The sequence below is a fragment of the Pseudomonas rhizoryzae genome, assembly GCF_005250615.1.
In the GTDB taxonomy this organism is placed as follows: Bacteria; Pseudomonadota; Gammaproteobacteria; order Pseudomonadales; family Pseudomonadaceae; genus Chryseomonas; species Chryseomonas rhizoryzae.
The window spans coordinates 345,870-358,942 of sequence record NZ_SULM01000003.1 but is presented as its reverse complement, the minus strand read 5'-3'; the positions used below and the strand labels follow the sequence as shown (position 1 = coordinate 358,942).

Genomic DNA, 13,073 nt, shown 5'->3' with positions numbered 1-13,073 from the left:
GCTTTCAAGCAGGAATCTGACTCTCCCATGGGTAAATCGCTGGTCATCGTGGAATCCCCGGCCAAGGCCAAGACCATCAACAAGTACCTGGGCAACCAGTACGTGGTGAAGTCGAGCATCGGCCACATCCGCGACCTTCCCACCAGCGGCGCCGGCACCGCCAAGGAGCCCGCCGCCAAGACGCGCAAGACCGCCGCCGAGGCGCCTGCGCTGTCACCCAAGGAAAAGGCCCGGCGCCAGCTGTTCGCCCGCATGGGCGTCGATCCCGAGCACGGCTGGAAGGCGCACTATGAGATCCTGCCCGGCAAGGAAAAGGTGATCGAGGAACTGCGCCGCCTGGCCAAGGACGCCGACACCGTCTATCTCGCAACCGACTTGGACCGCGAAGGGGAGGCCATCGCCTGGCACCTGCGGGAAGCCATCGGTGGCGACGACTCGCGCTACAAGCGCGTGGTCTTCAACGAAATCACCAAGAAGGCCATCCAGGATGCCTTCTCCCAGCCCGGCGAGCTGGACATCAATCGCGTCAATGCCCAGCAGGCCCGTCGCTTCCTCGACCGTGTGGTCGGCTACATGGTCTCGCCGCTGCTGTGGGCGAAGATCGCCCGTGGCCTGTCCGCTGGTCGGGTACAGTCCGTTGCGGTCAAGCTGGTGGTGGAGCGCGAGCGCGAGATCCGCGCCTTCGTCCCCGAGGAATACTGGGAAATCCACGCCGACCTGGCCACGCCGAAAAAGGACCAGGTGCGTTTCGAGGTGGTGCGCGAGAAGGGTGAAGCCTTCAAGCCGCTCAACGAAGCCCAGGCCAAGGCGGCCCTGGCCAAGCTGGAGAAAGCCGGCTATCGCATCGCCAAGCGCGAGGACAAGCCGACCAGCAGCAAGCCTTCGGCGCCCTTCATCACCTCCACCCTGCAGCAGGCGGCGAGCAATCGCCTGGGCTTCGGAGTGAAGAAGACCATGATGATGGCCCAGCGTCTCTACGAGGCCGGCTACATCACCTACATGCGTACCGACTCGACCAACCTCTCGGGCGATGCCATCGCCATGGCCCGCGGCTACATCGAGAGCGAGTTCGGCAAGAAATATCTGCCGGAAAAGGCCAACGTCTACGGCAGCCGCGAAGGCGCCCAGGAAGCCCACGAGGCCATCCGCCCGTCCGACGTCAACGTCAAGCCCAACAGCCTGTCGGGCATGGAGCGCGACGCCGAGCGCCTGTACGAGCTGATCTGGCGTCAGTTCCTGGCCTGCCAGATGCCGCCGGCCGAATACCTGTCCACCACGGTGACCGCCGTGGCCGGTGACTTCGAGCTGCGTGCCCGTGGCCGCATCCTCAAGTTCGATGGCTACACCCGCGTCCTGCCGCAGCAGAGCAAGCCGGGTGACGACGATGTCCTGCCCGAGATGAAGCAGGGTGAAGACCTTGGCCTGATCAAGCTCGATCCGAGCCAGCACTTCACCAAGCCGCCGGCGCGCTTTTCCGAAGCCAGCCTGGTCAAGGAATTGGAGAAGCGCGGCATCGGTCGGCCGTCCACCTATGCCGCCATCATCTCCACCATCCAGGATCGCGGCTACGTGACGGTGCACAATCGCCGTTTCTATGCCGAGAAGATGGGCGACATCGTCACCGACAGACTCAACGAAAGCTTTGCCAACCTGATGGACTTCGGCTTCACCGCCAGCATGGAAGGCAACCTGGACGACGTTGCCCAGGGCGAGCGGGACTGGAAGAATCTGCTCGACGAATTCTACGGCGACTTCAAGCAGAAGCTGGAAACCGCCGAGGCCGGCGAAAAGGGCATGCGAGCCAACCAGCCGACCCTGACCGACATTCCCTGCCAGGTCTGCGGCCGGCCGATGATGATCCGTACCGCCTCCACTGGCGTCTTCCTCGGCTGCTCCGGCTATGCCCTGCCGCCCAAGGAGCGCTGCAAGGCCACCATTAACCTGGTGCCGGGCGACGAGATCGCCGAAGACGACGAGGGCGAGTCGGAATCCCTGGTGCTGCGCGGCAAGCATCGTTGCCCCATCTGCAGCACGGCGATGGACGCCTACCTGATCGACGAGCACCGCAAGCTGCACGTCTGTGGCAACAACCCGGACTGCCCGGGCTACGAGATCGAAGAGGGCAGCTATCGCATCAAGGGCTACGAAGGCCCCTCGCTGGAATGCGACAAGTGCGGCAGCGAGATGCAGCTCAAGACCGGTCGCTTCGGCAAGTTCTTCGGCTGTACCAATCCGGCCTGCAAGAACACCCGCAAGCTGCTCAAGAATGGCGAGCCGGCTCCGCCGAAGATGGACGCCGTGCCGATGCCGGAGCTGCGCTGCGAGAAGGTCGATGACACCTATGTGCTGCGCGACGGCGCCTCGGGGCTGTTCCTGGCCGCCAGCGGTTTCCCGAAGAATCGCGAGACCCGTGCACCGTTGGTCAGCGAACTGCTGCCCCATCGCGACGAGATCGATCCCAAGTACCATTATCTGCTCAGCGCTCCGGTGAAAGATTCCGAAGGTCGCCCGGCAGTGATCCGCTTCAGTCGCAAGACCAAGGAGCAGTACGTACAGACCGAGGTCGAGGGCAAGCCCACCGGCTGGAAGGCCTTCTACGACGGCAAGAAGTGGCAGGTGGAAGAAAAGCGCTAGGGCCTGATCGGCGCTAGCGGGAGACAAGCCGACCGGTGCGCCGGTCGCAGGAGAAGGGCATGGCCAACGAGCGTTACACCCGGACCAACCAGAAGCTCTATTTCGCCGGCCTGGCGCTGGAAAGCTGGCGCTCGGCCCTGGCCGCGCCCTCGGCGCAAAGCCAGGGACGCATCATGGCCGAACGCGAAGCCTGCCTGTTCCATTTGCACGGCGCGCTGCTCGGTCTCTGCCAGGAAGTGGCGGGTTTCTACCGGCACCCCACCATGGAGGCCACCTCGCTGGCGGTGCTGCTCGCGCCCGCCGCCCTGGATGAGGCACCCAGCCCGGAAATGGGCGAGTTGGCCGAACTGGCCGGCAATCCGGAGACCTGGCTGGCGCGACTGATCGCCGAGTACCAGCGTCTGCTGCAGCCGCCCCAGGCGCCGCGGCGGCCCAAGCAGGACCCGACGCTGCCGCTGATCGAAGCGGTGAGCCTGGAGCCCGCGGAGCCGGAATTGAGCCTCGAAGAGGTGGAAGCCTGGCGAGAAAGCCTCAAGCAGACGGCACTCAGATTTCGCGGTGCCATGACGGAGTGGTAGCGCGAGCAACCCCGAAGCAGTCGTTGAATGGCCGTCAGGGAAGACAGCCCTGCAGACCGTCGAAAAAGGTCAAGGCAAGTCAGCCTCTCAGACCCCACGCTGTTACACTATCCGCTTAGCTGTGGAGATACTGAATGACTACTGCCTACCTGGAAATCGTTGAACTCTCCGATGGTCGCATCGTATTGCGCCGCGCGGACGACGAGGAAGCCCTCGTCACCCTGGAGTTCTCCAACGATGCCAAGGATTTCCTGCACGGACAGCAGATAGAAGTGGCCAAGGCCATGTTCAACCTGGGCGTGCAGATGGCTGGCCGACTGGCCGAAGGCGATAGCCTCCAGCGCGACGATCAACCGCGCGTCCTGCACTGATCCTCTGAAAGTCCGGCATTCTGTCCTGGAATGCCGCCCTACTCTTCGTCCCGCCCGCGCTCTATCACGCGAATCTGACGTTCAGACTCTGGCTGTTGCCTTGCGCTGCCGCACGCGCCAGTTGCTGCTTGCCGGCATCGCTCAGGTCGTGCAGCCAACTGATCACCGTATGACTTTGTCCTTTGCGTAGCACTTCGCAGGCCAGTTGCAGGGTCTTGGCGGAACTCGGTGTCTGCAGTAGCAACACCCGCTCCTTGTTCAGATGGGTACTGCGCAGCCAGGCGTTGCTCAGCAGCGAAGGCGGGGTGACCAGGGTCAGCCAGCGGGCATCGTCCTTCTCGCTGAGCTGCCGCAGGATAGGGGCCAGCAGTTGCAGGCACTGCTCCTGGCTGCCATGCAGGGACATCTCGCTGAAGGTATCCGGCAGTGGAGCGGCCGGCAGCTCTCGCGCAGGCTTGCCGGGCTTGGGTAGCAAGGCGGTCAGTTCCTGCAGCAGGACCGTGGGTGCCAGATCCAGCTCTTGAACGGACGAGCGCGGTGCATCGAACATCAGGGGAAATTGCATGGTGACCTCCTGGAGGCGACTCGATCAATCCACTCGACGTCCGTAACCGATACGGGACGTCACTGTTCTCCGGCCTGGTCTTGAGCGCTTTCTGGAGCGCGAACCTATCCCCCCGATCAAGACTTCGGCGTTAGTGTGTGTTGGTAGCGAGGGCTGACATGGTCAGCCCTAGAGGTTAGCGGCGGATGACGCCGACGCTTAACCCTTCGATGGCGAATTCCTGACTGGAAAGATCGACCTCGATAGGGGCGAACTCGGGGTTCTCGGCCAGCAGGGTGACCTGATTGCCCGAACGCTTGAATCTCTTAACGGTGACTTCATCGCCGACCCGGGCCACGACGATCTGGCCGTTGTGTACCTCGCGGGTGACGTGCACAGCCAGGAGGTCGCCATCGAGGATACCGACGTCCTTCATGCTCATGCCCTTGACCTTGAGTAGGTAGTCGGCACGGGGCTGGAAGAAGGCCGGATTGATGGCGCAGTTCTCTTCGACGTTCTGCTCCGCCAGGATGGGCGCGCCTGCGGCGACCCGCCCGATGACCGGCAGGCTTTCGTCGGCCTTGCGCGTGGTATCCAGGCCCGGAATACGGATGCCCCGGGAAGCGCCCGGCGTCATCTCGATAGCGCCCTTGCGCGCCAGGGCCTTCAAATGCTCCTCGGCTGCGTTCGGCGATTTGAAACCAAGCTCCTGCGCGATCTCGGCGCGGGTAGGCGGAAAGCCATTGGCTTCTAGGCAACGCTTGATGAAGGCCAGGATCTCGGCTTGTCGCGGTGTCAGTTTCAGCATGATGCACGTCGCGTCGTCTAATGATGCTGTGATTATATACAGTAACTTTGGGTGGCAGGCAAGGCTGTCGCGACCGGCAGCGGATGATAGGTTCCATCCACCACTGCCCAGATCATTCGACTGATGGAGCCCGCTCGGCTTGCCACTCTTTCATCTCATCTGCAGGAGCGCGATTGACGCGGATAGCGTTTGAAACATATGTTTCAAACAGAAAACGTCTATCGAGGAAGGTCATGGCGCAGTCGGATACCGTAGAGCGCATTCTGGATGCGGCCGAGCAGCTGTTCGCCGAGCGTGGGTTCGCCGAAACCTCGTTGCGGCTCATCACCACCCGGGCCGGGGTGAACCTGGCAGCGGTCAATTACCACTTCGGCTCCAAGAAGGCGCTGATCCAGGCAGTGTTCTCGCGCTTTCTCGATCCCTTCTGCTTCAATCTGGAGCGAGATCTGGATCAGTGGCAGCCCAAGACCGGGGAGGAGGTGAGCCTTGAGGCGCTGCTGAATCTACTGGTGGATCACTCCCTGGCCATCAAACCACGCCACGGCAACGACCTTTCGGTGTTCATGCGCCTACTCGGCCTGGCCTTCAGCCAGAGCCAGGGGCATTTGCGCAAGTACCTCGAGCAGACCTACGGGCGGGCGTTCCGCCGCTTCCTGCTGCTGGTGAATCGCGCCGTGCCCGAGATCCCGCCCCTGGAGCTGTTCTGGCGGGCGCATTTCATGCTGGGCGCCGCGGTGTTCAGCATGTCCGGCATCAAGGCATTGCGGGCCATCGGCGAGAACGATTTCGGCGTGGATACCCACACCGATCAGGTGCTGCGCCTGATGGTGCCCTTCCTGGCCACTGGCATGCGTGCACCCAGTGCCATGCACGAGCCGGAACTGGTGCAGGCCCAGTATCGGCCGCGGCGTCCGGTCGCGGTTGAAGTCGCCGAGACCTACTAGGCTGCGGGGCCGGCGGCGCCTGGGTTAAGCTTGCGTCCCTTTCACGGCGCCGTGCGCCGGAGCATTCGGACGAGGTACCCATGCAAGGCTCCCTGATGGTCGATATCGCTGGCACCTGGCTCACCGCCGAGGATCGGCAGTTGCTGCGCCAGCCGGAGGTGGGTGGACTGATCCTGTTCGCCCGCAACATCGAAACCCCGGGACAGGTCCGCGAACTCTGTCGGGCGATTCGCGCGGTGCGGCCGGAGCTGCTGCTGGCAGTGGATCAGGAGGGCGGCCGTGTCCAGCGCCTGCGGCGCGACGTGGTACGCCTGCCGGCCATGGGGCAGTTGGCCGGGCGCGCGGACAGCGTCGAGCTGGCGCGCCTATGCGGTTGGCTGATGGCGACCGAGATCCTGGCGGTAGGACTGGATTTCAGCTTCGCCCCGGTGCTGGACGTCGACCATAAACGCAGCCAGGTCATAGGCCTGCGTTCCTTCGGCAGCGCCGAGCAGGTGATCGAACTGGGCGGCGCCTTCATCGCCGGCATGAACGAGGCCGGCATGGCCGCCACTGGCAAGCACTTCCCCGGGCATGGCTGGGCCGAAGCCGATTCCCACTACGCCATTCCCACCGACGAGCGCGATCTGGACACCCTGCAGCGCACCGACCTGCGCCCGTTCCAGGCGCTGCTGCCCAGGCTGGGCGGGGTCATGCCCGCCCATGTCATCTACCCGGCGGTGGATCCCCAGCCGGCCGGTTTCTCCCGGCGTTGGCTGCAGGACATACTGCGTGGCGAGCTGGGTTACCAGGGCGTCATCTTCAGCGATGACCTGTCGATGGCCGGCGCCCACGTCGCCGGCGATGCCGGTCAGCGTGTCGAGGCGGCGCTCACCGCCGGCTGCGACATGGGTCTGGTCTGCAATGACCGCGCCGCGGCCGAGCTGGCCCTGACCCGGGTCCAGCAGCTGGGCATCGCGCCTGCGCCACGGCTGGCCAGCATGAGGGCCCGGCGCCACGTGGATCTCGATTACCGGCAGCAGCCGCAGTGGAGCCAGGCTCTGCAACGGTTGCGCCAGGCTGAACTCATCTAAGAGTCTATTCAAAGCCTGCTGCGCGTCGGCCAAACCGCGTTAAAAATGCCTTCGGAATGCTCATTTACCACACGTAAACTCGAGCGCGAGTCCGATCCTCTTCCTCAGGCATTTTCGCCTTGTTTGTCTCTAGCTCGCGAGCCTTTGAACAGGCTCTAAGGACCTTCCCATGACTACCTACGCCATCATCGGCGGCACCGGCCTCACCGCGCTCGCCGGTCTGGAGCTGGACCAGGCCCAGACCTTCGACACTCCCTGGGGCGAACCCTCGGCGCCGGTGCAGCGCGGCCAGTATGCCGGGCGCCCCGTGCTGTTCCTGGCCCGCCATGGCCATCCCCATCGTCTGCCGCCGCACCAGGTGAACTACCGCGCCAACCTCTGGGCATTAAAGGAAGCCGGGGCCGAGGCCATCCTCGCGGTGAACGCCGTGGGTGGCATCCACGCCGCCATGGGCAGCGGCCACCTGTGCGTGCCCCATCAACTGGTGGACTACACCTGGGGTCGCGGCCACACCTTCTTCGAAGGGGCGGACCTCGAGCATGTCACCCATATCGACTTCAGCTTTCCCTACGACGAGCCCTTGCGGCAACGACTGCTCGGCGCACTACGCACGCTGCAGCTGCCGCACAGCGACCATGGCGTCTATGCCGCCACCCAGGGGCCGCGGCTGGAGACGGCCGGGGAGATCGTCCGCCTGGAACGCGATGGCTGCGACATCGTCGGCATGACCGGGATGCCGGAAGCGGCCCTGGCCCGCGAGCTGGGCCTGCCCTATGCCTGCCTGGCGCTGGTGGTGAATCCGGCGGCCGGCAAGGTGCAGCGGGAGATCACCATGGCCGAGATCGAGGCCGTCCTGGCCAGCGGTATCGACCAGGTGCGCCAGGTGCTGGCCGAGGTGCTGATAGCGGACTGATCGGCTCCTGCGCCGCTCCCGAGCGGATCTCGGGAGCGACACGGGCTTCAGGTCGCAGCCGGCGTCAGGCGATCGAACAGGGCTTCCAGCACGTTGAAGCGTTCCTCGGCGCGCTCCATCGGCACCTGGAACTTGAACATCGTGGCACCTTCCAGCCGGTACTTCTTCGGCTGCGCCTGGATCATCTTCACCAGCACCAGCGGATCCACCTGGGTGTCGGCGGCGAATTCCAGCCGTCCGCCCTGAGGCCCGGCATCCACCTTGACGATGCCCAGGCCTTCCGCACGCAGCTTGAGCAGCGTCAGCCGTACCAGGTTCTTGGTTGGCTCGGGTAGCAGGCCGAAGCGGTCGATCATTTCCACCTGTAGTTCCTTGAGAGCTTCCTCGTCCGCCGCCGAGGCGATGCGCTTGTAGAGGATCAGTCGCGCATGGACGTCGGGCAGGTAGTCCTCCGGAATCAGCGCGGGGACACGCAGATTGATGTCCGGCCCACCGCCCAGGGGTTGCTCCAGGTTGGGCTGCTCGCCCTTGCGGATGGCCTTGACCGCGCGCTCGAGCATTTCCATGTAGAGGGTGAAGCCGACTGCCTGGATCTGGCCGCTCTGGCCTTCGCCGAGCAGTTCGCCGGCACCACGGATCTCCAAATCGTGGGTGGCCAGGATGAAGCCTGCCCCCAGGTCCTGGGCGCCAGCGATGGCCTCCAGGCGCTTCTCGGCGTCCGGGGTCATGCCCTTGCGCGGCGGGGTGAGCAGGTAGGCGTAGGCCTGGTGGTGGCTACGGCCGACCCGGCCGCGCAACTGGTGCAGCTGGGCCAGGCCGAACTTGTCGGCGCGCTCGATGATGATGGTGTTGGCATTGGGCACGTCGATGCCGGTCTCGATGATGGTCGAGGCCACCAGCACGTTGAATCTCTTGTGGTAGAAGTCGCTCATCACCTGTTCGAGTTCGCGCTCACGCATCTGCCCGTGGCCGATGCCGATGCGCGCCTCGGGCACCAGTTCCGCCAGCTCGCGGGCGCGCTTCTCGATGGTCTTGACCTCGTTGTGCAGGAAGTACACCTGGCCGCCGCGCAGGAGTTCGCGCAGCAGGGCTTCCTTGATCACCGCGTTCTGCTCCTCCATGACGAAGGTGCGCACCGACAGGCGCCGCGCCGGCGGCGTGGCGATGATGGACAGGTCGCGCATGCCCGACACGGCCATGTTAAGGGTGCGCGGAATCGGCGTGGCGGTGAGGGTGAGGATGTCCACCTCGCTGCGCAGCGACTTGAGCTGTTCCTTCTGGCGCACCCCGAAGCGGTGTTCCTCGTCGATGATGGCCAGGCCCAGGTCCTTGAACTTCACATCACCCTGCAACAGCTTGTGGGTGCCGATGATGATGTCGATCTTGCCTTCGGCCAGCTCGCGCGCCGCGGCAGCGACCTCCTGGGTCGACTTGAAGCGGCTCATCACCTCGACGCGCACCGGCCAGTCGGCGAAGCGGTCGCGGAAGCTGTTGTAGTGCTGCTGGGCGAGCAGGGTGGTGGGCACCAGCACCGCCACCTGGCGTCCACCGTGCACGGCGATGAAGGCCGCGCGCATGGCTACCTCGGTCTTGCCGAAGCCGACGTCGCCGCAGACCAGGCGATCCATGGGCGTGCCGGCCAGCATGTCCTTGCGTACCGCCTCGATGGCGGCCTGCTGGTCCGGGGTCTCCTCGAAGGGGAAGCCGGCGGAGAAGGTGGCGTAGTCGACCGCCGGGTCCTTGAAGGCATAGCCCTTGCGCGCGGCGCGACGGGCATAGATGTCGAGCAGTTCGGCGGCGACGTCGCGGACCTGCTCGGCGGCCTTGCGCTTGGCCTTCTGCCAGGCTTCCGAACCCAGCTTGTGCAGCGGCGCCAGGGCGTCGTCGGTACCCGAGTAGCGGGCGATCAGGTGCAGGTTGGCCACCGGCACATAGAGCTTGGCGTCGTCGGCGTATTCGAGCAGCAGGAATTCCTGGGGCTGGTCGTCCAACTCCAGGGTGATCAGGCCCATGTAGCGGCCGACGCCGTGATCGATGTGCACCACCGGCGCACCTTCGCGCAGCTCGGTGAGGTTCTTGATGACGTTATCGCCGGCGTCGCGGCCTTTCTCGCGCCGGCGGCGCTGCATGATGCGCTGGCCGAACAGCGGATTTTCCGGGATCAGGGCGACGCCGGCGTCATCCAGTACCAGGCCTTCGTCCAGCGGCGCCAAGGCGATGGCGATGCGCTCGCCACTGGCCTGGAAGGCCGCCCAGCCCTCGACCTGGCCGGGGCGCAGATTCAGGCGGGCCAGCAATTCCAGCAGCACCTCACGGCGGCCGGCGCTCTCGGCGGTGAACAGCACGCGACCGGGGAAGTCGGTGATGAAGTGTTCCAGGGCCGCCAATGGCTGGCTGGCCTTGGCGTCGATGGCCAGGTCCGGCAGCGCCCGCGCCTGGAAGCGCTCGCGGCCCACACCGGACTCCAGATCCTCCGCGCCTATCACCACCCGTGGCCAATTCTTCAGCCGGGCGAAGCAGTCTTCCACCGGCAGAAAGACTTCGGCCGGCGGCAGCAGTGGGCGCTCCGGATCGACCCGCCGGTCCTCGTAGCGGGCACGGACGTCGGTCCAGAATTGCTCGGCCGCCTGCTCGATGCCCGGCAGGGAAAACACCTGGGTGTTGGCCGGCAGGTAGTCGAAGAGGGTGGAGGTCTCCTCGAAGAACAGCGGCAGATAGTACTCGATGCCCGCCGGGGTGATGCCGCTGGCCAGATCCTGGTAGATAGGGCAACGGCGATAGTCCACGTCGAACCTCTCGCGAAAGCGCGCCCGGAAGCCGGTCACGGCCTCCTTGTGCAGCGGGAACTCCCGCGCGGGCAACAGGCGGATGCTGTCGACCTTGTCGATGGACCTCTGCGTCTCCGGATCGAAGGTGCGCAGCGTCTCGATCTCGTCGTCGAACAGATCGATCCGGTAGGGCAGGCTGCTGCCCATGGGGAAGAGATCGATCAGGGCGCCGCGTACGGCGAACTCGCCGTGTTCGTACACCGTATCCACATATCGATAGCCGGCCGCTTCCAGGCGCGAGCGGGTGGCGTCCACGTCCAGCCGCTGGCCGACGTCCAGCACCAGGCTGCTGCCGAGCAGGAAACGGGTCGGCGCCAAGCGGTGTAGGGCGGTCGCCAGAGGGACTACCAAAATGCCGTGGGACAGCTCCGGCAAGCGATAAAGGGTGGCGACGCGCTGGGAAATGATGTCTTGGTGAGGGGAGAAGACATCGTAGGGCAGCGTCTCCCAATCGGGAAAATTCAGCACCGGCAGTTCCGGGGCGAAGAAGCGCAATTCCTGCTCCAGGCGGTCGGCGGTCTGACTGTCCTGGGTGATCAGCAGGGTAAAGCGGCGCGTCGCGGCCTTGGCGGCTTCAGCGATGGCAAGGGCTAGCGCGGCGCCGGGCAAATTGCCCCACTGCTGGCGGCCGGCGGTTTCAGGAATTGACGGGGTACGCAAAACTGACACGCGGGCGGAACTCCGGTGGATTTCGGGAGGGTTGGGATTGTAACGACCGGCCTTTCACGCTGTCAGTGCAGCGACGCGCGTTGATTGCCTGGGAGAGGCGGCGCGGTCATAATGTAGTTCCTTTTTTCAGCTCCTACATAGGGAAGGATTTGTCGTGAGTCAGAAGCCTGAGCAGTGCCTTGAAGAATGGATCGATCGCGAAGCGCTCGCCGAGGCCATGATTCCCCTGATTGGTCAGCTGTACCGTAACAACAATGTTGTGACCTCCATTTACGGTCGCGGTTTGGTCAACCGTTCGGTGATCTCCATTCTCAAGGCCCATCGTTTCGCGCGCCAGATCGACAACGTCGAGCTGTCGGTGCAGGACACCTTCCCGCTGGTGAAGGCCCTGAGCGAGCTGGAACTGGGTGCCGCCTCCATCGACCTGGCCCGCCTGAGCCTGAAATTCAAGGCCGAGGGTGCCGGTCGCGACCTCAAGGACTTCCTGCGTAGCGAGCTGTCCGCCGTGGTCGGCAAGCAGGGTGTCGAGCAGCGTAAGGGTACCGACGTCGTCCTGTACGGTTTCGGTCGCATCGGTCGCCTGCTGGCCCGCATCCTCATCGAGCACCAGGGTAGCGGCGACGGCCTGCGCCTGCGCGCCATCGTCGTGCGCAAGGGCGCCGACAACGACCTGGTCAAGCGTGCCAGCCTGCTGCGTCGCGATTCCGTGCACGGTTCCTTCGACGGCACCATCACCGTCGACGAGGCCAACAGCACCCTGTGTGCCAACGGTACCCTGATCAAGGTGATCTACTCCAACGATCCCACCAGCGTCGACTACACCCAGTACGGCATCCAGGATGCCATCGTGGTCGACAACACCGGCAAATGGCGCGATGCCGAAGGCCTGGGCCAGCACCTCAAGTGCAAGGGTGTTTCCCGCGTGGTGCTGACCGCGCCGGGCAAGGGCAACCTGAAGAACATCGTGCATGGCATCAACCATGACACCATCACCGCCGAAGACACCATCGTCACCGCGGCGTCCTGCACCACCAACGCCATCGTGCCGATCCTCAAGGCGGTCAACGACAAGTACGGCATCGTCAACGGTCACGTCGAGACCGTGCACTCGTACACCAACGACCAGAACCTGATCGACAACTTCCACAAGGGCGATCGCCGTGGCCGCAGCGCCGCGCTGAACATGGTGATCACTGAGACCGGCGCCGCCAAGGCCGTGGCCAAGGCGCTGCCGGAACTGGCTGGCAAGCTGACCGGCAACGCCATCCGCGTACCGACGCCCAACGTCTCCATGGCGATCCTCAACCTGAACCTGGAGAACGCTACCAGCAAGGACGAGATCAACGAGTACCTGCGCAACATGGCGCTGCATTCGCCGCTGCACAAGCAGATCGATTTCGTGAATTCGCCGGAAGTGGTGTCCAGCGACTTCGTCGGCTCCCGCCATGCGGGCGTGGTCGATGCCGGGGCCACCATCGTCAGCGACAACCGGGTCGTGCTCTATGTCTGGTACGACAACGAATTCGGCTACAGCTGCCAGGTCGTCCGGGTGCTGGAAGAAATCGCGGGCGTGAATCCGCCGGCCTTCCCGGCCTGAGTCTTGCGTCCTAAGCAAGGCTGACTTGCGAGAAAAAACGGGAGCCCACACGGCTCCCGTTTTCGTTTTGTATGGGTTTTGCGCCACAATAGCCACCCGTGACAAGAGGTCGCA

General features: G+C 64.5%; 10 protein-coding genes. 7 read left to right on the top strand and 3 right to left on the bottom strand.

Features of this window, described 5'->3' with window-relative positions; genetic code table 11:
- Window positions 1–27 precede the first annotated feature (27 nt).
- From topA to FAZ11_RS06255, 3 genes are all read left to right on the top strand, one after another.
- Window positions 28–2,634: a type I DNA topoisomerase gene (gene topA / locus FAZ11_RS06265; protein WP_058774156.1), complete on the top strand. Its 2,607-nt coding sequence runs from the start codon at window positions 28–30 to the stop codon at window positions 2,632–2,634.
- A gap of 59 nt (window positions 2,635–2,693) precedes the next feature.
- Entirely contained in the window at window positions 2,694–3,212 is a 519-nt protein-coding gene (locus tag FAZ11_RS06260; protein WP_058774157.1) for a DUF6586 family protein, read from the top strand.
- Between the two features lie 134 nt (window positions 3,213–3,346).
- Window positions 3,347–3,583 carry a hypothetical protein gene (locus FAZ11_RS06255; RefSeq protein ID WP_058766680.1) on the top strand — a complete coding sequence of 79 codons (237 nt, stop codon included), beginning with the start codon at window positions 3,347–3,349 and terminating at the stop codon, window positions 3,581–3,583.
- A gap of 64 nt (window positions 3,584–3,647) precedes the next feature.
- On the opposite strand, the gene sulA is transcribed toward FAZ11_RS06255, so the two are convergent.
- Both sulA and lexA read right to left on the bottom strand, forming a co-directional pair.
- Window positions 3,648–4,148, bottom strand: coding sequence for an SOS-induced cell division inhibitor SulA (gene sulA, locus FAZ11_RS06250; RefSeq protein WP_058766681.1), 501 nt, complete (start codon window positions 4,146–4,148; stop codon window positions 3,648–3,650).
- Between the two features lie 175 nt (window positions 4,149–4,323).
- A complete protein-coding gene (gene lexA / locus FAZ11_RS06245) occupies window positions 4,324–4,935 on the bottom strand; it encodes a transcriptional repressor LexA (RefSeq protein ID WP_058759960.1) in 612 nt (203 codons plus the stop codon).
- A gap of 233 nt (window positions 4,936–5,168) precedes the next feature.
- Between lexA and FAZ11_RS06240 the strand changes: the two genes are divergently transcribed.
- The 3 genes from FAZ11_RS06240 (at window position 5,169) to FAZ11_RS06230 (ending at window position 7,865) form a co-directional block, all read left to right on the top strand.
- Complete coding sequence (locus FAZ11_RS06240; protein WP_058759961.1) at window positions 5,169–5,879, top strand: TetR/AcrR family transcriptional regulator; 711 nt, start codon at window positions 5,169–5,171, stop codon at window positions 5,877–5,879.
- Window positions 5,880–5,959: 80 nt separating this feature from the next.
- Window positions 5,960–6,952: a beta-N-acetylhexosaminidase gene (gene nagZ / locus FAZ11_RS06235; protein WP_058774158.1), complete on the top strand. Its 993-nt coding sequence runs from the start codon at window positions 5,960–5,962 to the stop codon at window positions 6,950–6,952.
- A 169-nt stretch (window positions 6,953–7,121) separates the two neighbouring features.
- Window positions 7,122–7,865 carry an S-methyl-5'-thioinosine phosphorylase gene (locus FAZ11_RS06230; protein WP_058774159.1) on the top strand — a complete coding sequence of 248 codons (744 nt, stop codon included), beginning with the start codon at window positions 7,122–7,124 and terminating at the stop codon, window positions 7,863–7,865.
- Between the two features lie 47 nt (window positions 7,866–7,912).
- Here FAZ11_RS06230 and mfd read toward each other — a convergent pair whose 3' ends face one another.
- Window positions 7,913–11,362 carry a transcription-repair coupling factor gene (gene mfd / locus FAZ11_RS06225; protein ID WP_058774160.1) on the bottom strand — a complete coding sequence of 1,150 codons (3,450 nt, stop codon included), beginning with the start codon at window positions 11,360–11,362 and terminating at the stop codon, window positions 7,913–7,915.
- A 154-nt stretch (window positions 11,363–11,516) separates the two neighbouring features.
- On the opposite strand from mfd, the gene FAZ11_RS06220 reads away from it, so the two are divergent.
- The gene (locus tag FAZ11_RS06220; RefSeq protein WP_058766685.1) at window positions 11,517–12,959 is read left to right on the top strand and encodes a glyceraldehyde-3-phosphate dehydrogenase; all 1,443 of its coding nucleotides are present in this window, start codon (window positions 11,517–11,519) and stop codon (window positions 12,957–12,959) included.
- Window positions 12,960–13,073: the final 114 nt, after the last annotated feature.

Bases quoted from the DNA above. Each gene is read 5' to 3' on its own strand.
- topA (WP_058774156.1), top strand. From the start codon at position 28: ATGGGTAAATCGCTGGTCATCGTGGAATCCCCGGCCAAGGCCAAGACC.
- FAZ11_RS06260 (WP_058774157.1), top strand. From the start codon at position 2,694: ATGGCCAACGAGCGTTACACCCGGACCAACCAGAAGCTCTATTTCGCC.
- FAZ11_RS06255 (WP_058766680.1), top strand. From the start codon at position 3,347: ATGACTACTGCCTACCTGGAAATCGTTGAACTCTCCGATGGTCGCATC.
- sulA (WP_058766681.1), bottom strand. From the start codon at position 4,148: ATGCAATTTCCCCTGATGTTCGATGCACCGCGCTCGTCCGTTCAAGAG.
- lexA (WP_058759960.1), bottom strand. From the start codon at position 4,935: ATGCTGAAACTGACACCGCGACAAGCCGAGATCCTGGCCTTCATCAAG.
- FAZ11_RS06240 (WP_058759961.1), top strand. From the start codon at position 5,169: ATGGCGCAGTCGGATACCGTAGAGCGCATTCTGGATGCGGCCGAGCAG.
- nagZ (WP_058774158.1), top strand. From the start codon at position 5,960: ATGCAAGGCTCCCTGATGGTCGATATCGCTGGCACCTGGCTCACCGCC.
- FAZ11_RS06230 (WP_058774159.1), top strand. From the start codon at position 7,122: ATGACTACCTACGCCATCATCGGCGGCACCGGCCTCACCGCGCTCGCC.